15 protein-coding genes and 4 pseudogenes are annotated in these 18746 nt (G+C 42.1%); 7 read left to right on the forward strand and 12 right to left on the reverse strand.

Features of this window, described 5'->3' with window-relative positions; all coding sequences use genetic code 11:
- Positions 1-211 precede the first annotated feature (211 nt).
- From JCM10512_RS14045 to nusB, 6 genes and pseudogenes are all read right to left on the reverse strand, one after another.
- Positions 212-1149 (reverse strand): annotated as a pseudogene (locus tag JCM10512_RS14045) (tyrosine-type recombinase/integrase).
- A 1015-nt stretch (positions 1150-2164) separates the two neighbouring features.
- Entirely contained in the window at positions 2165-2605 is a 441-nt protein-coding gene (locus JCM10512_RS14050; protein ID WP_044164035.1) for a DUF5606 family protein, read from the reverse strand.
- A 13-nt stretch (positions 2606-2618) separates the two neighbouring features.
- Positions 2619-3246, reverse strand: a pseudogene (gene coaE, locus JCM10512_RS14055) (dephospho-CoA kinase).
- Positions 3236-4258, reverse strand: coding sequence for a CdaR family protein (locus JCM10512_RS14060; RefSeq protein ID WP_221240106.1), 1023 nt, complete (start codon positions 4256-4258; stop codon positions 3236-3238). Before JCM10512_RS14060 ends, coaE begins: the two are co-directional and overlap by 11 nt.
- 17 nt (positions 4259-4275) lie before the next feature.
- On the reverse strand, positions 4276-4596 hold the full coding sequence (gene yajC / locus JCM10512_RS14065) for a preprotein translocase subunit YajC (RefSeq protein ID WP_044164037.1): 321 nt from the start codon (positions 4594-4596) through the stop codon (positions 4276-4278).
- 40 nt (positions 4597-4636) lie between these two features.
- A pseudogene (gene nusB / locus JCM10512_RS14070) lies at positions 4637-5562 on the reverse strand (transcription antitermination factor NusB).
- A gap of 168 nt (positions 5563-5730) precedes the next feature.
- On the opposite strand from nusB, the gene JCM10512_RS14075 reads away from it, so the two are divergent.
- The 4 genes from JCM10512_RS14075 (at position 5731) to JCM10512_RS14090 (ending at position 7963) form a co-directional block, all read left to right on the forward strand.
- Positions 5731-6126 (forward strand): PUR family DNA/RNA-binding protein, encoded by a 396-nt coding sequence (locus tag JCM10512_RS14075; RefSeq protein WP_044164085.1) that lies wholly within the window; start codon positions 5731-5733, stop codon positions 6124-6126.
- A gap of 137 nt (positions 6127-6263) precedes the next feature.
- A complete protein-coding gene (locus tag JCM10512_RS14080) occupies positions 6264-6854 on the forward strand; it encodes a 50S ribosomal protein L25/general stress protein Ctc (protein ID WP_044164039.1) in 591 nt (196 codons plus the stop codon).
- Positions 6855-6972: 118 nt separating this feature from the next.
- Entirely contained in the window at positions 6973-7539 is a 567-nt protein-coding gene (gene pth / locus JCM10512_RS14085; RefSeq protein ID WP_044164088.1) for an aminoacyl-tRNA hydrolase, read from the forward strand.
- Positions 7540-7543: 4 nt separating this feature from the next.
- Positions 7544-7963 (forward strand): RNA-binding S4 domain-containing protein, encoded by a 420-nt coding sequence (locus JCM10512_RS14090; protein WP_044164041.1) that lies wholly within the window; start codon positions 7544-7546, stop codon positions 7961-7963.
- 74 nt (positions 7964-8037) lie between these two features.
- Here the strand turns inward: JCM10512_RS14090 and JCM10512_RS14095 are convergent, their stop codons facing one another.
- The 5 genes and pseudogenes from JCM10512_RS14095 to JCM10512_RS14115 form a co-directional block, all read right to left on the reverse strand.
- The gene (locus tag JCM10512_RS14095) at positions 8038-8463 is read right to left on the reverse strand and encodes an HIT family protein (protein WP_044164043.1); all 426 of its coding nucleotides are present in this window, start codon (positions 8461-8463) and stop codon (positions 8038-8040) included.
- A 48-nt stretch (positions 8464-8511) separates the two neighbouring features.
- Complete coding sequence (locus JCM10512_RS14100) at positions 8512-10782, reverse strand: cation:proton antiporter (RefSeq protein ID WP_044164045.1); 2271 nt, start codon at positions 10780-10782, stop codon at positions 8512-8514.
- Positions 10783-11180: 398 nt separating this feature from the next.
- Positions 11181-12266 carry a glycine cleavage system aminomethyltransferase GcvT gene (gene gcvT / locus JCM10512_RS14105; RefSeq protein ID WP_044164046.1) on the reverse strand — a complete coding sequence of 362 codons (1086 nt, stop codon included), beginning with the start codon at positions 12264-12266 and terminating at the stop codon, positions 11181-11183.
- Positions 12267-12318: 52 nt separating this feature from the next.
- Positions 12319-13541 (reverse strand): annotated as a pseudogene (gene pepT / locus JCM10512_RS14110) (peptidase T).
- Positions 13542-13661: 120 nt separating this feature from the next.
- Positions 13662-15068, reverse strand: coding sequence for an amidophosphoribosyltransferase (locus JCM10512_RS14115; protein WP_044164048.1), 1407 nt, complete (start codon positions 15066-15068; stop codon positions 13662-13664).
- A gap of 162 nt (positions 15069-15230) precedes the next feature.
- Here JCM10512_RS14115 and crcB point away from each other — a divergent pair, with 162 nt between their 5' ends.
- The 3 genes from crcB to eno all read left to right on the forward strand — a co-directional run bounded on the left by crcB (position 15231) and on the right by eno (position 17741).
- On the forward strand, positions 15231-15611 hold the full coding sequence (gene crcB, locus JCM10512_RS14120) for a fluoride efflux transporter CrcB (protein ID WP_044164052.1): 381 nt from the start codon (positions 15231-15233) through the stop codon (positions 15609-15611).
- 104 nt (positions 15612-15715) lie between these two features.
- Entirely contained in the window at positions 15716-16288 is a 573-nt protein-coding gene (locus JCM10512_RS14125) for a pentapeptide repeat-containing protein (protein ID WP_439644380.1), read from the forward strand.
- A 172-nt stretch (positions 16289-16460) separates the two neighbouring features.
- Complete coding sequence (gene eno, locus JCM10512_RS14130; RefSeq protein ID WP_044164056.1) at positions 16461-17741, forward strand: phosphopyruvate hydratase; 1281 nt, start codon at positions 16461-16463, stop codon at positions 17739-17741.
- A gap of 220 nt (positions 17742-17961) precedes the next feature.
- Here eno and JCM10512_RS14135 read toward each other — a convergent pair whose 3' ends face one another.
- Positions 17962-18255, reverse strand: a complete 294-nt coding sequence (locus JCM10512_RS14135) for a hypothetical protein (protein WP_044164058.1) — start codon at positions 18253-18255, stop codon at positions 17962-17964.
- Between the last annotated feature and the right edge of the window lie 491 nt (positions 18256-18746).

Genomic DNA, 18746 nt, shown 5'->3' on the forward strand with positions numbered 1-18746 from the left:
TTTGAAGAAGTGGCAGGGGGTGGGAATTCATTGGCTAAAATTAGAGGTTAACAAAGCTCTAGGACAAGGAAATCAGATGTTTTATCTATTCTATTCTCTTTTTTAGTAGAATATTAAAAAAAAAAGTCAATTATGTTTGCTTGTTTTCAGAAATATTCTCATATTTGCACCGTTGTAGGTTCCCGTTACCTACGAAGTAACAGACTCCCCATCAAGGCTTTAATACCGAAACTGAGTTTATCACGTAGTCCAATACCCGCTTGTTTGCTTCATCAATTTTCTTATCACGGAAAGGCTTCAGATAGGTCTCAGTTACTACTATAGAGGAATGCCCCATAGCTTCAGAGATAATACCCGGATGAATTTCGCAATAATAAGCTGTAGTAGCCCAAGTGTGACGTGCGGTATATGAGCTTAATCTCTCCTGCAAACCTAACTGTTCTCCCAATAAAGCCAATTGGTAATTAAAACTACGCAAAGCTAATTGATACTCGCGGTAAGCTGCATCTGCACTTTTTACGCTCCGAAGAATCGGAAATAGATAAGGAGAAGAGGCATCTTGACTCATATAACGCTCCAACAAAGCCATTGCTTCGGTAGTTAGCGTTACTGACAACGGTCGGCCAGTCTTTCGACGACGATAAGTAATCACATTCCCACGCAGATCACTCTTACGAAGGTAAGCCAGATCTACAAAAGGTAAACCACGAAGCATAAACATGAGCATAAACAACTCATGTGTACGCTTAAGTTCGGCACGAACAATACTAGAAGATGAAGTTGAAGAGAAAACCTTTTGCAAGTCATCGTCCACCAACGCACGCCTACGATCTGCCGTGTGCCGGTATAAACCGAGCGAAATAGGTGAGGCACATAATTGGCCTTCCGCCTATCTATGGCACGGTTATAGACAGCGCGCAGCGTACGCAAGTAAGTCGATACAGTATTCCAACTGCAACCACGTGCACGAATGCTACCCTCGAAGCGTTTCAACCATTCAGGTGTTATCTCCTGAAAAGAAAGTCGTTCATTCCCCTGAAATGCAATTATAGCATTTAAACTGCTATAATATACATGTGCAGTTCCCTGATTCCCATTTTCTCGTAGCTCATTGGCTACTTCCCGCATAAATACAATAAAATTCCCCATTATACTACTTAAATAAATAATGAAACAATTTTAGTCCTTACACCCTATTTACAAGAAAACTTGGGGCATAAAAACCAATTCATACACACCAAGAGAAAGTGAAAAACGCGTAATTGTCTATAAATATAAACAATTCAAAAGAGGAATACAATTATATTTGTAAATAAAGAATTGAAAACAATAGTAATGGAAGACTTACTGAACATATACTTATCTGCAACATTAGTTAGAATGTTTATAAGAAATTATTAGCTATCAAGCAGGCTACAGCTGATTATCAAGTCACAGCCATATCGCCTACAAAGCACAAACATCTCATTTACAGGGTATAAATAGACTTCCAGTCTATCATCTCTTATCTTTTCTTTCCAAGATAAAAAATAACATACAGGAAGATAGAGGTAGAAGAGACTCTCTAACAGAGTATCTTTTTTTTCGCCAGGGCATATCAATGAAGACGATAAAATCCGTAGCGATACATTACTTTCAGAAGCACACAGCTAACAGACTGCGTATAGAAACAGAACGCAAAAGAAGAAAAAATAGCCAAACAACCCGCTTTTCTTTAAATATATAATTTATATTTTATCGTTTGTTATAAGTCTGATGATAGCCTTACTTACCTACCGGTTAAAGACAGTTTAGCAGCGCAAAAAGGTCGATGGTTTAAAGTAGTTGTGGCAGTTGTATTGTGTTCAAGATTTCGGTTGGGAACAGAGGCAATCTACGGATGAACGTACGATATAGGAGAGTTAAAACTCGAAAGGAGTCGGCAGCGAATGAAAGTTTCTAATCAACGTATAACATCAGGGCATCATGATTACTCTCCATACTTTCCCGAGTGACTCCAATCCGCTATGCTAATAAACGTCCTCCCCTACTAAATTAAGGCCTATTTACAAAAAAGATGTAGCATTACTTTCTGAATTAAGAAATATAATGCTACATCTTTAGCTCGTGTGTTACTCATTTATACGCAACACCGTATTTTATCTTAAGTTAAGAGAGCAAGGGTTTACTCTGCCTCTTTCACTTCTTCAGATTCGTCAGCTGGTTCTTCAGCTAATTTAAAATCTGTAATATCATTCGTAATCAAGATATTGTACCAAGAAATTAACTTCTTAATATCGGCTACATAAACCCGTTCGCGATCAAAAGTAGGCAACACTTCTGCCAAATACTCACGAAGTTGTTCAGGAGTAGCTTTTTTCGGATCAATCGAGGCTTTTTCACCATTCTCTTTCTCTTTCAAAGAGCTCAGAACATCAGCCAAAGGAACCTCTTCATCGTCTGTATACATTGCGATATCTGCTAATGAAATAACTTTCTCTGTTCCATAAGCCGGAGAACGTTTTTTATCAGCACTGATTGATTCTACAATCAACATATTCTTTCCTTGTGAAATTAGTTTGTACAGTCCAGGTTTGCCGGAGATCGACAAGATTGTCTTCAACATAGTTGTTAATATATTAATTTTTAATTGAGTTATTTTTTGCTGGGCAAAGGTAAGAATTATTTTTAGATAGCAAAGAGATTAGATTTAAAACCTGCGGGATTAGCGGTGTTTCACCATCATTTATCAGCACAAAATCGGCATGTCCACGCTTCTCTTCGTCACTCATCTGCGAATCAATACGTTTCATGATCTGCTCCCGCAAAGCACCGTCTCTACGTACAGCCCTATCAACTTACGTGCAAAGGAGCGTACACCATTACTACATAATCAACCTCTTCCCTGAAGCCGGCTTCCACCAGAATGGCAGATTCGATTCCGATTAAATCATAGGTGTCGCGGCAAGCCGCCCATTTTCTAAAGTCGTCTTTTACTCGCGGATGTATAATCGCATTCACGGCCTTCGTATGATCCGGATGTCCAAACAAATAAGCAGCTAATAAAGAGCGGTTCAGCTCCCCATCTACCAAAATACCCTCTCCTACTAAAGCCGACAACTCGCGAATAATATACTCATCGGTACATGTAATTCGCTTTGATTCGATATCGGATATATAGACAGGTACTCCCATGATTTCCAACAGGCGGGAAACAATACTTTTCCCACTCCCGATTCCACCGGTTATACCAATCTTAGTACTCATCGGGAACTGGTATTTGCTCTATTAAGAAATCAACCTCCTCCGGTGTGAAACGTACTTGATTAACTCCATGTGGGATCGCTTTCAGCTTAACGGTATATTTGTCGGATCCGAGTTTCAATAATTCCTCATAAGAAACATTAATGACAAAGTCACTTGCTTTAATTCGCCGGAAACGCTTTAAGCCGACTTGGAAAGTAACTGTCACCTTGGAGGGAAAGGTACGCAATACCTTACCAGCAGGGAAATTAACCCCACGTAATGGAACTTCGACTGTTTTTTCGGTGTAGATATCAACAGGGAAAGTCAATTCGATCGCACCCGGAACAAACTTGGCGCCTTTAACATAAGCCAATGCGACTTGATTACGTATCGTATCCGATATATTCTCATACGCCATTCGTTGCGTAAAAGCTGTAGTTATGGTATCTAAGATATTTTTCGGAGCATATACCAATACAGAATCCGGTTTGTAAAGCGTATCGGAAACATAATACTGAGCACCGGCCGACACTTCTCCTTGAAATCGCACAGGTACGCGCTTGGACTTTCCGGTAGAATAGATATAATCCAATGTATCGGGCTTTATAGAAAGCAATCGGGAAGAAGCACTCAACTGGCTCAGAATCTTCCTTTCAAACTCCGTCGCATAAATCCGCACATGATTCCCTCTTCCCTTATAATCGGCAAAACTCAAGCTCACCGGAAAAAAGCTTTTTCCCAGCATATAATTCAGCAATACAGTTCCCTTATCTTTTACCCGAATCCGAAGTTCGGAAGGAGGCTCGGATGTGAGTACTACATTGTTCGGGACATCTTTCAAGCGAACGGGAATGGAATACTCCGCTTCATAATCATTATTTAAGGTCTGCAGCAACCAAAATCCGGCAGCGATTAGGAAGAAAAACAAAAAGATTAAGAACTCTCTGCTTTTTTCACTAAGCAGAAAATCCTTAATCTTCTTGGATATCTTCAAATATATATGCTTAATATATTTACGATCAATCACTGACATTGATTCATAGTTGCTTTTTATTTAGGCTGATTATTAGCAGCCGATGCATCCGCAAAAATAGAACTCTTATCTATTTTAATCTTAACGTTAGAAGCAATTTCAAGCACAACATGATCGTCATTAATTTCTTTAATAACGCCATGAATACCACCAGCTGTGATAACCTGTTGGTTCACTTGAAGTGATTTACGGAAGTTAGCTACTTCCTTTTGTTTCTTATTTTGAGGGCGAATCATGAAGAAATACATGATAACAAACATTGCTATCAACATGATCCACATCATACTTCCTCCTCCGGCTGGAGATGGAGCTTGCATTAATACGGGCAATAAGTTCATAAATAATCAGTTTTAGTTTCTACTTATATAAACAAAGGTATCAGTTTTTGGCTAACTTACCTTCTTTTTTCAATTGATTAACTATTCCATCCAATGTGCCATTAACAAAGCCACCGCTCTTGAAAGTACTATACAGTTTAGCGATTTCCACATATTCATTCAACGACACGCTAACCGGGATATTTGGGAAACTCAAAATTTCCGCCAAAGCTGACTGCATAATGATTACATCCATAAATGCAATACGGTCTAATTCCCAGTTTTTCGTATTCTCGCTAATAAGGTGGCGATAGTAGTCGGCATTCAGAATGGTGCGACGGAAAAGACGGCGGGCAAATTCTTGATCCTCATCATCTTTGAACTCCGGCAATAATTCTTGATTAGCTCCATTCTTCTCATCAAAACGTTTAATTGTTTTAAGCACGAAAGTATCTACAATTTCTTTATCATCATTCCAATAAAGACTTTGATCTTCCAATACCTGATCCAAAGGATCGTTGTTAAACACATAGGTTTTATAAATCTTCCGCCATAATTCACGGTCAGCCTCATAAGAGTTGTCTTCAGAAGCCATATATCTTTATAAATATCCGACTCTACAATTTTCTCATAAAACTCTTTCACAAAATCCTGATCGTTCGCCCAGGTTCTCTTCTGATTGGCGACGAATTGAGATAATTGCTTATTGACTTCTAACTGAGCAATAAACTTGTTTTCCACAAATTTCATATTGGGATACAATTCATCTTTGCTAGGTGCCAGTTTTGCTTTTGCCGTGTCAATGCGTTTTTGTGCATACTCTGTCAATGCTATCATCAGCATTAGCAAATAATTATAAAGGTCGTACGCCTTCGAAAGACTAAAGAATAATTCCTTCTCCGCTGAGTCTAGATTTTTACTGCCGTTCTGATAATAGGCATAGACGATCTGTATAATCTTAAGACGAATAAGAACTCGATTGATCATAATTCTAATTAATACTGTTATTATCGAACTGCAAAAGTAGATATTTTTAGCGAGTCTACACAAATAAATCACATTTTTTAATGTAGAAATTCAATCTCTACCCTTTTTCTTTTGACAGTTTAAAAAAAATATCCAATTTTGAAGCCGATTATAAACGGACTGAATGATATGGAAGATTTTAAAAAGAAATTGAGTGCAGATGTTAACGACAGGGAGATTGTATTCTCTAAGTCTATTAAAGCGGGTAAACGTATTTATTATCTGGATGTTAAGAAGAACCGTAAAGACGAAATGTTTCTAGCCATCACAGAGAGCAAAAAGGTTGTAATGTCAGATGGAGATGATTCGCAGGTTAGCTTTGAGAAACATAAGATCTTCTTATATAAAGAGGATTTTGAAAAGTTTATGTCGGGACTGACGCAGGCCATTGGCTTCATCAAGCTACAACAGCCTTGCGGCCAAGCCGACCAGAACAGTGAGATGGGTAGTATATGCGAGATACTGGATAAAAAAGTTAAAAGTGACTCTCTGGAAGGAGAAATAAAGATCGACATTGACTTTTAAGATCAGAACTTTTGATATTAAAAAAATAAATGGTACTTTTGCACCGCTTTTTTGCAACATCGTGTGGTTTAGCTACATCGTGTAATGGTGAATTAAGCAAAGTAACTTAATTTAGAGTAACACAAAAAATCAAGAAAATGAAATCAATTGAAGTAAAAGGAACTGCAAGAACTATTGCAGAACGCTCTTCTGAACAAGCTAGAGCTTTGAAATCAATCCGTAACGAAGGTGGTGTACCTTGCGTACTTTATGGAGGTGAAGAAGTTGTTCACTTTACTGTGGCTAACGATGCACTCCGTCACTTAGTTTATACCCCGCACATCTACGTGGTAGACCTAGTTATCGATGGCAAAAGAATAAACGCTATTTTGAAAGATATTCAATTCCACCCGGTAAAAGACTATATCTTACACGTAGACTTTTACCAAATCGACGAAGCTAAACCTATCGTAATGGAAGTTCCGATTCAGTTGCAGGGCTTAGCCGAAGGTGTGAAAGCCGGTGGTAAGTTAGCATTGCAAATGCGTAAGATCAAAGTAAAAGCATTGTATAATACAATTCCTGAGAAGTTGACTGTTAACGTATCTCACCTTGGATTGGGTAAATCAATTAAGGTTGGCGAACTAAACTTTGACGGTCTTGAACTGATCAGTGCAAAAGAAGCTGTGGTATGTACTGTTAAGCTGACTCGTGCAGCAAGAGGTGCCGCCGCTGCAGCAGCCAAATAATTAGCATACCTGTAAAGAGTATACTTACACGCAGATTAATGCAGATTAAAGCAGATGTTCAATCTGCATTGGTTTGCGTTAATCTGCTTTTTTATTTTCTAGAATCCTTTCATTTATGATAAAGTATCTCATTGTCGGATTGGGAAATATAGGTCCCCAATATCATGAAACCCGCCACAACATTGGGTTTATGAGTGTAGATGCATTAGCCAGAGTAAACAATGCACCTCCATTCATAGACAGGCGTTATGGGTTTACGACTTCTTTTTCTATCAAAGGGCGTCAACTCATACTACTGAAACCCTCAACGTTCATGAACCTGAGCGGGCTGGCTGTTCGCTATTGGATGCAGCAAGAGAAAATCCCCTTGGAGAATGTTTTGGTCGTAGTAGACGATCTGGCACTACCTTTCGGCACCCTGCGATTAAAAGGCAAAGGAAGCGATGCAGGCCACAACGGTTTGCGACACATCGCAACCACCTTAGGTACACAGGAATATGCTCGTCTACGGTTCGGTATCGGGAATGATTTTCCCCGTGGAGGACAAGTAGACTACGTGCTCAGTTCATTTACGGATGAAGATTGGCAGACTATGGAAGAGAGACTGAACGCTGCCGGAGAAATCATAAAGAGTTTCTGTTTAGCGGGGATTGATATAACGATGAATCAATTCAATAAAAAATAAGCATATGCCTGAAGCAAGAATAGACAAATGGATGTGGGCTGTGCGTATATTCAAAACGCGCACCATCGCTGCGGAAGCTTGCAAAAAAGGACGAGTCACAATCAATGGCTCACTCGTGAAAGCCGCTCGCATGATTAAGCCGGGGGATGTTATTCAAGTTAGGAAGCCGCCTATCACCTACTCGTTCAAAGTTTTGCAACCCATTGAAAAACGCGTAGGCGCCAAACTGGTACCTGAAGTAATGGAAAATGTAACGACTCCCGACCAATACGAATTGTTGGAGATGAGTAAGGTCAGCGGATTTGTTGACCGCGCACGTGGTACCGGACGCCCCACAAAGAAAGATCGCCGAAGTCTGGAAGGATTCACTACACCCGAATCCATGGATGACTTTGATTTCGACTTCGACTTTGAAGAAAAATAGGTCCTTCCGACCCTTTTAGTAAAATCTCTCCCCGATTCGCCTGAGAAAGGAAATCAGGGAGAGATTTTTAGTTCTTACAAATTCACCTTTACAGCCTCTACCAAGTTCTGATATTCAGCATCAGTCAGATAAACCTTGCCCGGATTCATTTGAAATGTAGCTCCATAATCGGGTCCGTCAACATACTTCGGAGCCAAGTGGAAATGTAAGTGAGACAGTTTATCGGAATAAGCTCCATAATTGATCTTCTCCGGATGGAAAGCACGTTGCATCGCACGAGTAGCACGCGCTACATCATCCATAAATGCATTACGTTCTTCGTTACTCAATTCATTCAAGTCATTAATATGGCCGTTATAAGCCACCAGGCAACGTCCATGATAGGTTTGTTCCTTAAACAGGAAAACACGTGACACGCTTAACTCCGCAATTTCAATCATCAGATTATGCAGCGTTTCATTATTCTGGCAATACAGACATTCTTTCGGATCGCTTTTCATGATAAAGTTATTTTATGTTTTGATCAGACAAAAATAGTGCTTCTATCTCTATCCGACTTGTACTTTCTCGTTTTTTTGATTAATTAATTGGTAAACATTGGCTTTTTCGCCTACCACCCATACAATATCCTCCGCTTCGAAAGGAATATTCACATCCGGTACCATCAATGTTCCGTCTTCACGTTCTACCCCGGCAATCATACAATGGAACTTATCGCGAATCCCGGATTCACGAATCGTCTTACCCAAGAAGACCGAATCACTATCAATAATGAATTGTTTCAATGTCATTTCGCTCTGTTCGTACACATCCGAATCAATAGCAGCCCCTTTCTGCATCGCTTCACTAAAGACAGCCAACTGTTCATCGGTTCCTATTACTTGAAGTTTATCCAACGGAAAGAGACGAGCAGAGCCTCCCGGAATATTAAATCTCCGCTTCCCCCGAAGAATAGATACCACATGCACTCCATACTTCTTTCCCAGATTCAACTCCATCATTGTTTTTCCTGCCCAGAATGATTCTTCCGGAATTTCAACATCGGCCAAGTGCAGATCATGAGTCAACAGGCGACCGGCATATTCCGGTTTCTTCTGTCCCAAATACTCTGCCCGGACATCTCTGGAGCGTAGGTTCTGAATAAACTTCCGTTCAATCAAAATCGAATGCTTTTTCAAACTGCGCGACCAAACCATTAACACTACGACAAGTGCAGCCATTCCGATCATCAATCCGGTAGAAAGTTCGAATAGGCCGGAAATGATAAACACCACAAAAGATACTGCTACGATAATACGAAGAATCACCGTTGAAATTAATGGAGCGCGATTCGCTCGATTACCATTCCACAAAGCCATAAATTCAACTGAATGGTTTTTCTTTACGATGATAGCCCGTAAGAAAGGCGAGATACACAAGATCGTAAACAAGGCACCTGCCAATGAAGCCCAGAAAGGAGGTAGATTCGTTTGAAAGAAAGGTATCACAAACCGAAAAGAGAGAACGACTACAGAGACACTTACTATGGAATAAACCACCGTGATACGCGCCATGGCAAACAATAGTTTTTTCCATATATTCTCATGATTGAGCACGGTTTGCGAGGATGAATAACGGGTTAACATTTTCCTCCACGAGTCTGGCAGATGAGCATCGACGAATGTTGAAGCCGGCTCGGCCAAACGAATCATATAAGGAGTCAGGAAGGTTGTGATGACAGAAACAGCCACAACGATCGGATATAAGAAGTCGCTGGTTACATGCAACGAAACTCCCAGTGAGGCAATGATAAAGGCAAACTCTCCGATCTGCGTAAGACTAAAGCCGCATTGCATGGCCGTCTTGAGGGGTTTACCGGAAAGGAGTACGCCAAACGTACCAAAGAATGCCTGACCGAGAATTACGGCAAAGGTGATTGCAATGATGGGAATGGCATATTCTCCGATCATCGCCGGATCAACCATCATACCAACCGACACAAAGAAAATTGCGCCAAACAAGTCTTTTACCGGCTTCACCAGATGATCGATCGACTCGGCTTCGATTGTCTCCGCCAGAATAGACCCCATAATGAAAGCACCGAAAGCAGCCGAGAATCCGGCATGCGAAGCCATTACTACCATACCGAAACAGAGTGCGAGGGATACAATCAGCAGCGTCTCTTCCCCCATCAGTTTGCGATAACGCTTCAACAGGCCGGGGATAAGATAGATACCAACTACAAACCATAGGATCAGGAAGAAGATAAGCTTTCCGATACTCTCCAGCATCTCCACGCCTTCAAAGTTATTGCTTACTGCCATGGTAGAAAGCATCACCATCAATACAATGGCTAATATATCTTCCAATATCAATATACTCAATACCAGACCCGTGAATTGTTTCTTGCGCAGGCCCAAATCATCAAAAGCCTTATATATAATGGTAGTAGAAGACATGGCGATCATACCACCCAGAAAGATGCAGTCCATACGTGACCAATGGAAGAGAGTTCCAACCCCAATACCCAACAGGATCATACAGAAGATAATGGTACAGGCCGCTATGATGGCCGAACCTCCAACCTTCACGATTTTCTTAAAGCTGAATTCCAATCCCAACGCGAAGAGCAAGAAGATGACACCGATGTCTGCCCAGGTTTCAATATTGGCAGTATCCATCACAGACGGAGTGAAAGACATGTGAGGGCTTGCCAAAAATCCGGCAACAACATACCCCAAAACCAGGGGCTGTTTCAATCTTTTAAATAATAGAGTCATTACCCCGGCACAAATCAAGATGAGTGCAAGGTCGGCTATGAGGGTAGGCAAATTGGACATCGATGTTATTTTTTATATGAGGTTTTGGCTACGGTTCTCAGTAAACTGCTGACAAAATTACAAAAAGAAGAAAAAAGCATCAACAAAAAACTCGTTTTTTAGCAACCGCCAACGAAAAAAGAATGAGACCTCTGTCACTTTAGGGACAACTTCACCTGACTACGAGCACACGACACACATATATTTCACTGATAATATGGCAGTTGATAGGAATCAAGTTTCTCGACACCCTACCCATCATTCAAGGCTGATAAAAAATGTACAAAGAACTCGTAAAAGTCCAAAAGACAGCAGGCTTGATTCGTAATTATTCGCACTCCAAGGGCCCCAAAAGCACAAACTCCCGGAAATCCAAAGAGGGTTTCCGGGAGTTTGTTAGTTAAATATAACGTGCGCGTTTATTTTCTGAAAGGCGGCTTCACTACCACAACTTTCAGCTTACGTCCGCGCATATCAATAAACATTTCCGTGCCGACAGTGCTATATTCCGGTTTCACATACGCCAGTCCCACTCCGATTTTACGAGTAGGCGACATGGTTCCTGAAGTTACCGTTCCGATTGTTTCACCTTCCGCATTCATCAGCGTATAGCCCGAACGAGGGATTCCACGATCTACCATCTCAAAGCCTACCAGTTTACGAGTTACTCCTTCGGCTTTCTGCTTCTCCAATAGCGGGCGACTGATAAAATTCTTGCCTTCTACAAACTTAGTAATCCAGCCTAGCCCGGCTTCGAGCGGAGATGTTGCATCATCCAGATCATTGCCGTACAAACAAAATCCCATTTCCAAGCGCAGCGTATCGCGAGCACCCAACCCTACCGGCTTGATGCCGTACTCCTCTCCTGCTTCAAAAACCGCCTTCCATATTTTATCGGCCTCTTCGGGATAAAAATAGAGTTCAAAACCTCCAGATCCCGTATACCCCGTATTGGATATTATTACATTTTTCGCTCCGGCAAACTCTCCTTCTTTAAATGTATAGTAAGGAATAGAGGCCAGATCAATAGCCGTTAATTTTTGCAAGGCCTGAAGCGCTTTCGGTCCTTGTACGGCAAGCTGTGCCATATGATCTGAAGCATTTTCCAACTCCGCACCCTCCGTATTATGAGCCACACACCAGTTCCAGTCTTTTTCTGTATTCGCAGCATTCACTACCAACAAATACTTCTCCGCCTCGTATTGGTAAATCAGGAAATCATCGACAATACCTCCCGCTTCATTGGGGAAACAAGTATATTGTATCTTACCGGGGGCAAGCGCAGCCACATTGTTAGAAGTCACCTTCTGGAGGAAAGGTAATGCCTGAGGCCCTTTAACCCAAAATTCGCCCATGTGCGACACATCAAACACACCGACCGCATTGCATACGGTTAAGTGTTCGTCAATAATGCCTGAATATTCGATAGGCATATTGTAACCTGCAAATTCGTGCATTTTGGCACCTAATGCCACATGTTTCTCTGTAAATGGAGTGGTTTTCATAAGCAGCTAGTTTTCTATTTTAATAAAGATTGTATGCTGAAGGCTGCAGCTATCACTTAGCAGCTACCAATTCGACAATTTTTACGATTACTTTCATCGCTTTTTCCATGCTCTGAATAGGCACAAACTCATAGCGTCCGTGAAAGTTCACCCCGCCGGCAAATATATTCGGGCAAGGCAATCCTTTGAATGACAATTGTGCACCATCAGTTCCCCCACGGATTGGCTTTACATTGGGTTTTACCCCGGCGGCTTCCATAGCGGTAAAAGCCGTATCAATAATGTGCATCACCGGTTCAATCTTCTCGCGCATATTGTAATATTGATCACGAAGTTCGAGCACAGCAGTTCCTTCTCCAAACTCAGCATTAATCTTATTCACCAGAAGTTCGATTTCTTTTTTCCGGTTTTCAAATTTGACGTGATCATGATCGCGAATGATATACGTCAACGCGCTTTGTTCCACCTCTCCCTGTACACTGATTAGGTGGTAGAATCCCTCATAACCTTCGGTCTGTTCGGGAGTTTCGCTACGGGGAAGCATCGTTATGAACTGATTCGCGATATAGCTGGAATTAATCATCTTATTCTTGGCATATCCCGGATGCACGTTGCGTCCTTTAAATACGATCTTGGCAACAGCTGCGTTGAAGTTTTCAAACTCCAGTTCGCCCACTTCTCCACCATCCATTGTGTAAGCCCATTCGCAACCAAACTTCTCGACATCAAACTTATGAGCACCTTCACCAATTTCTTCATCGGGATTGAATGCGATGCGTATCTTGCCATGTTTAACCTCAGGATGCTCTTTCAGGTAAGCCATTGCCGAAACGATTTCGGCAATACCCGCTTTATCATCAGCTCCGAGCAATGTTTTACCATCGGTCACAATCAAATCTTCTCCCTTATGATTGAGCAGTTCGGGAAATTGTGCAGGAGAAAGCACTACTTTCTCTTCGGCACAAAGCACAATGTCTGTTCCGTCGTATTTTTCTACAATCCGTGGAGTAACATCCTTTCCAGTCATGTCCGGACTAGTATCCAGATGAGCAATAAAGCCGATAGTCGGAACTTCCTTATCAATATTAGCCGGAAGAGTAGCAAAAAGGTAGCCGTTCTCATCCAGTGTAATTTCTTCAAGCCCCAACGCTTCAAGTTCTGTTTTCAGATATTTGGCAAATACCATTTGCCCCGGAGTGCTGGGAGTGAGTCGTGTCGATTCATCGGACTGAGTGTCAAACTCACATACTTTAAAAAGCGTTCTGTTAATGTCATCTTATTTATTTTTTTGCAATTTGTTAATTTAGAGTGGCGTAAAGGTAGCAAAAGAGCCGTGAATTGCCAAGCAATCCACGGCTCTTTTTTTATAATTTACAATCCTTTTTACAGGTCCGATCAATAGCGACTACTTCCGTCAAAGCAATGGGTACACAACTGAGACTTAGGCAGACCAATGGCTTCGACCAAGGTTTCGAGCGTATTGAACTTCAACGAACTCAGGCCAAAACGCTCGGCTATGATACTTACCATCTTTTCGTATTCCGGCGAACCGGTAGTGGCATACTTATCCAGATTTTTGTTCTCGTCTCCTTCCAACTCCTTCACAATGCGACGCGTTATCAGTTCAAGCGCATTTTTAGAAGCCGAGAACCCAACAAACGGGCAGGCGTAAATAAGCGGCGGACAGGCAATACGCATATGTACCTCTTTCGCTCCGTACTCATAAAGTACCTTCACATTGTCACGCAACTGAGTACCGCGCACAATCGAGTCGTCGCAGAACAATAGCCGCTTGCCTTGCATCATAGCCCGGTTGGGTATTAGCTTCATTTTGGCTACCAGCGACCGCATTTCCTGATTGCTCGGTGTAAAACTTCGCGGCCAAGTCGGTGTGTATTTACAGATAGCCCGGTGGTAAGGCACTCCTTTACCTTCGGCATAACCTAACGCCATGCCTACCCCCGAGTCCGGTATTCCGCAGGCACAGTCAACTTCCGACTCATCTTTCCGCCCCATCTTCATCCCACTGGCGAAACGTACTGCCTCCACATTAATGCCTTCATAACAAGAGGTTGGGAATCCATAGTACACCCATAGGAACGAGCAAACCTGCATATCTTTGTTCGGTTTGCGCAGTTGCTTCATGCCGTCGGCACGAAGCTCTACAATCTCACCCGGCCCCAGATACTTCTCAATCTCATAGTCCAGGTTCGGGAAGCAGCTAGACTCACTCGTTGCCGCATAAGCGCCTTCTTTCCGCCCGATTATAATTGGCGTGCGTCCCAAACGGTCGCGAGCGGCAATGATACGATCTTCGGTCAGCAGCAACATTGAACAAGAACCCTTGATGTGACGGAATACGTTTTCAATTCCTTCGACAAAGTTTTTTCCTTGAATGATAAGTAAGGCGATAAGTTCCGTTTGATTGGTCACACCCGAACTGAGTTCGGCGAAGTGCATATTTTTGGCGAGGAGGTCGTCTTCCAGTTCTTTCGTATTGGCTATCTTAGCAACGGTAACAATGGCAAAACGTCCGAGGTGGGAATTGATGATTATAGGTTGAGCATCGGTATCACTGATAATTCCAATTCCGGAATTCCCGACGAACTTATCCAATTCATCTTCAAACTTTGTTCGGAAATAAGTACTTTCCAAGTTGTGAATGGAGCGGATAAAACCTTGTTCTTTGCTATACGTAGCCAGCCCGCCCCGCTTTGTGCCTAAATGTGAATTGTAGTCTGTGCCATAAAATAAATCAGTCGCGCAAGCCACTTGCGAGACCGTTCCGAAAAAACCTCCCATATCCTATCCTTCTTTTATTGAGTTTGTTTTAAGATGTGCAAAAGTACGAAAAAGAATCCGTCTGATAAAAAAAAAGAAATACATAAAAGAAAAAAGAGATTCACTCTAAAGCAATTTGTCTACCTTTGCATCAGTATCAGCAATCCCTTAAAAAAAGAGCAAATGAAAGAAGTTTTCTATGTTTTTATAGGAGGTGGCATCGGGAGTGTCCTCCGTTATCTGGGTCAGTTAATCGTAAACGAGCGAATGGGTAGTTGGGCTTTTCCCTTCTTATGGGGAACATTTGTTATTAATATAACCGGCTGTCTGCTTATCGGACTATTCTATTCGCTGTCCGAACGGTTGCATCTCGCCCTGGAGACCCGACTATTCCTCACCGTTGGCATTTGCGGTGGCTATACCACTTTTTCTACTTTTGCGAATGACGGGTTGAATATGCTAAAGGGAGGGTTCTACGGAACTTTTCTGGCTTACGCACTTCTGAGTACTACCATCGGGCTGCTGGCTGTAATACTAGGCGGGTACTTGGGCAAACAGTTCTAACAAAATCGATAAATCATGATCAAAAAGAGAGACTCCAAACCTATTCGTATCAGCCTCCACAAACAGACGAACAGATCGCTAGCGAAAAATCACTGAAAGAGTGGTTGGCAACAGAAGAAACAGTTTCAGGATTCCTCTTCGAACGGTACCCGGAGGAAGGAATCGACAAACCATATCACAGCGTCCGAAACTGCACTTTCAGGAATCAGACATTCAGTGATTGCCAGTTCCGCTCCATGCAGTTGAGCGATGTACGATTCGTGAATTGCGATCTATCCAATATCTCTTTGGCAGAAAGTGCGCTCCACCGAACGGAGTTCATCTCCTGCAAGTTAGTCGGAACCAACCTGTCGGAAACCACCCTCAACCATGTGCTATTCAGTGATTGCAATGCTAGCTACATCAACCTGTCGATGAGTAAAACAAATCAGGTACGTTTCGCCAATAGTCAGCTACTGAACGGAAGTTTCAACAATTGTCGCCTGACTTCCACCGCATTCGAGAGTTGTGAGCTAACCGAAAGCGACTTCTCGCATACATCGCTGCGAGGCATCGACCTACGTACCTCGCGCATCAACGGGATTTCACTTAACATAAACGATTTGCGGGGCGCCATAATCGGCTCTTTGCAAGCGATGGACTTGCTTCCTTTATTGGGAGTAATCATCAAAGACTAACTTTTATTCACTTTTGCCGTGTAAACAAAACAAGGAGGATCTTTGTTTTTTATTAAACGACGAAGTTACTGATTTGTAGGGAGAAAATGGAAGCCAGAATACCTATTAATAGTGATTTTCCACTTTCACCTAAGTGAGTACCTTTGCCACATCATTATAAACAAGAGAAACGATGAAAATTGAAAAAATTGTAGCACGAGAAATCCTCGATTCAAGAGGTAATCCCACAGTGGAAGTTGACGTAGTATTAGAATCTGGCATCATCGGACGCGCATCTGTCCCGTCAGGTGCTTCTACCGGCGAGCACGAAGCGCTGGAACTCCGCGACGGAGACAAAAAACGTTACGGCGGCAAAGGTGTGCAGAAAGCGGTTGACAATGTAAACAACCTCATCGCGCCCAAACTTGTCGGAATGTCGTCACTCGAACAAAGAAAAATTGACTATGCCATGCTGGCGCTGGATGGTACGAAGACAAAATCAAACCTAGGTGCTAACGCAATCTTAGGTGTGTCTCTCGCCGTAGCTAAAGCTGCCGCTTCTTATCTGGACCTTCCTCTTTACCGCTACATTGGTGGAACAAATACGTACGTCATGCCTGTACCTATGATGAATATCATCAACGGTGGTTCGCATAGCGACGCTCCTATTGCTTTCCAGGAATTCATGATCCGTCCGGTAGGCGCTCCCTCTTTCAAAGAAGGTTTGCGTATGGGTGCTGAAGTATTCCATGCATTGAAAAAAGTATTGAAAGACCGTGGCCTTAGCACAGCTGTAGGTGACGAAGGTGGTTTCGCTCCGGTACTGGAAGGAACAGAAGATGCCCTGAACTCGATTCTTGCCGCTATCAAAGCTGCAGGTTACGAACCGGGAAAAGATATTGTGATCGGTATGGACTGCGCTTCTTCGGAATTCTATCAGAACGGCGTTTACGATTACGCAAAGTTTGAAGGAGAGAAAGGCAAAAAGCGTACAGCAGAAGAGCAAATCGACTTCTTGGAAGAACTTATCAACAAATATCCAATCGACTCTATCGAAGACGGTATGAGCGAAAACGACTGGGATGGCTGGAAGAAGTTGACCGAACGTATCGGTAACCGTTGTCAGTTGGTAGGTGACGACTTGTTTGTTACCAACGTAGAATTCCTGGCAAAGGGTATCGAAAAAGGTTGCGGTAACTCGATCCTGATTAAAGTTAACCAGATCGGTTCGCTTACAGAGACTTTAAACGCTATCGAAATGGCACACCGTCATGGTTACACAACTGTAACTTCGCACCGTTCAGGTGAAACGGAAGATGCTACCATTGCCGACATCGCTGTAGCAACTAACAGTGGCCAGATCAAGACCGGTTCGCTAAGCCGCTCTGACCGTATGGCAAAATACAACCAATTACTTCGTATCGAAGAGGAATTGGGAGAATTGGCTGTATATGGTTACAAAAGAATCAAGTAGTCTGAAATAAGCCTATTCAGATAAATAGAGGATCTCATGAGCGAAGCTTAATAGCATTTGCCTCATGGGATTTTCTTTTTTTCACCAAATTGCTATCTACGAGGGGCTCCACACCTCCTTTAGCTTCCAAGAACTTGAGGAATATGTTTTTTTGACTCTATCTCTTTTCTTCGGCCTCCATCAAGCTCCCCGTTTGCCCGAATATGCTAACAACTCCTGCTCAGCCAGAATCGACTTCTGAAAGAGCAAGCATTGTTTGCGCTTGAAACAAGCTTACTTTTACCTCAAAACAATACTTCTTTCGGTTCAAGAGAAATCCTGCCAGACGGCGATACAAAGCATTCATCCAATTTATACCGGACGGAGTTTGCCTAGCTAGTTCAACAAACTTCCGAAACAAGCCGATCCAAATCTGGACTAGATAACATATCACATTCATTTGCGCAATCATTCGATAACAACCACTGATGTGGCTGGCTTTCTTCTCTTTGTTCCGGTTATTTATTGATTCCATAAGACAATAGGTTTAATGCTTTTTTAAAAAGCTTCCTCATCGGATTCAACAATATCTGCTTCAGTTGCCATTGCAAAGAAAAGTAGTTTTTCTTGAAACACAAAAACGTCTTTTGGACCCCAAAAGGGCTGTTTTAACGTAGTTAGGCTGATTACACGATCAACAAGCCTTTAATACAGTCTACAACACCTTCTAGCGCCATCTACCGAACTATCCACAGACCGCATTTCACACCTCTTATCTTAATTCGTGGGCAGTAGCTGTATTTCTTGGTACGGTCAATTTCAGCCTCCACAAACTTCCTAAGGCATACAAAGCCCATTTTTATTGCAATAATTACTCCTTTGCGACACATCACGCAGAAAACCTTTTTTTGCCTTGTTTTATGCACTAATAACGTTTTTCAGAAGCGAATAATTAACTTTTTTTTTAATTTATAAGCCTCTTATTCTCTATTATGTATTCTATATATATTCTATATAATCGAAGGG

Source organism: Bacteroides reticulotermitis JCM 10512 (assembly GCF_000517545.1).
In the GTDB taxonomy this organism is placed as follows: domain Bacteria; phylum Bacteroidota; class Bacteroidia; order Bacteroidales; family Bacteroidaceae; genus Bacteroides; species Bacteroides reticulotermitis.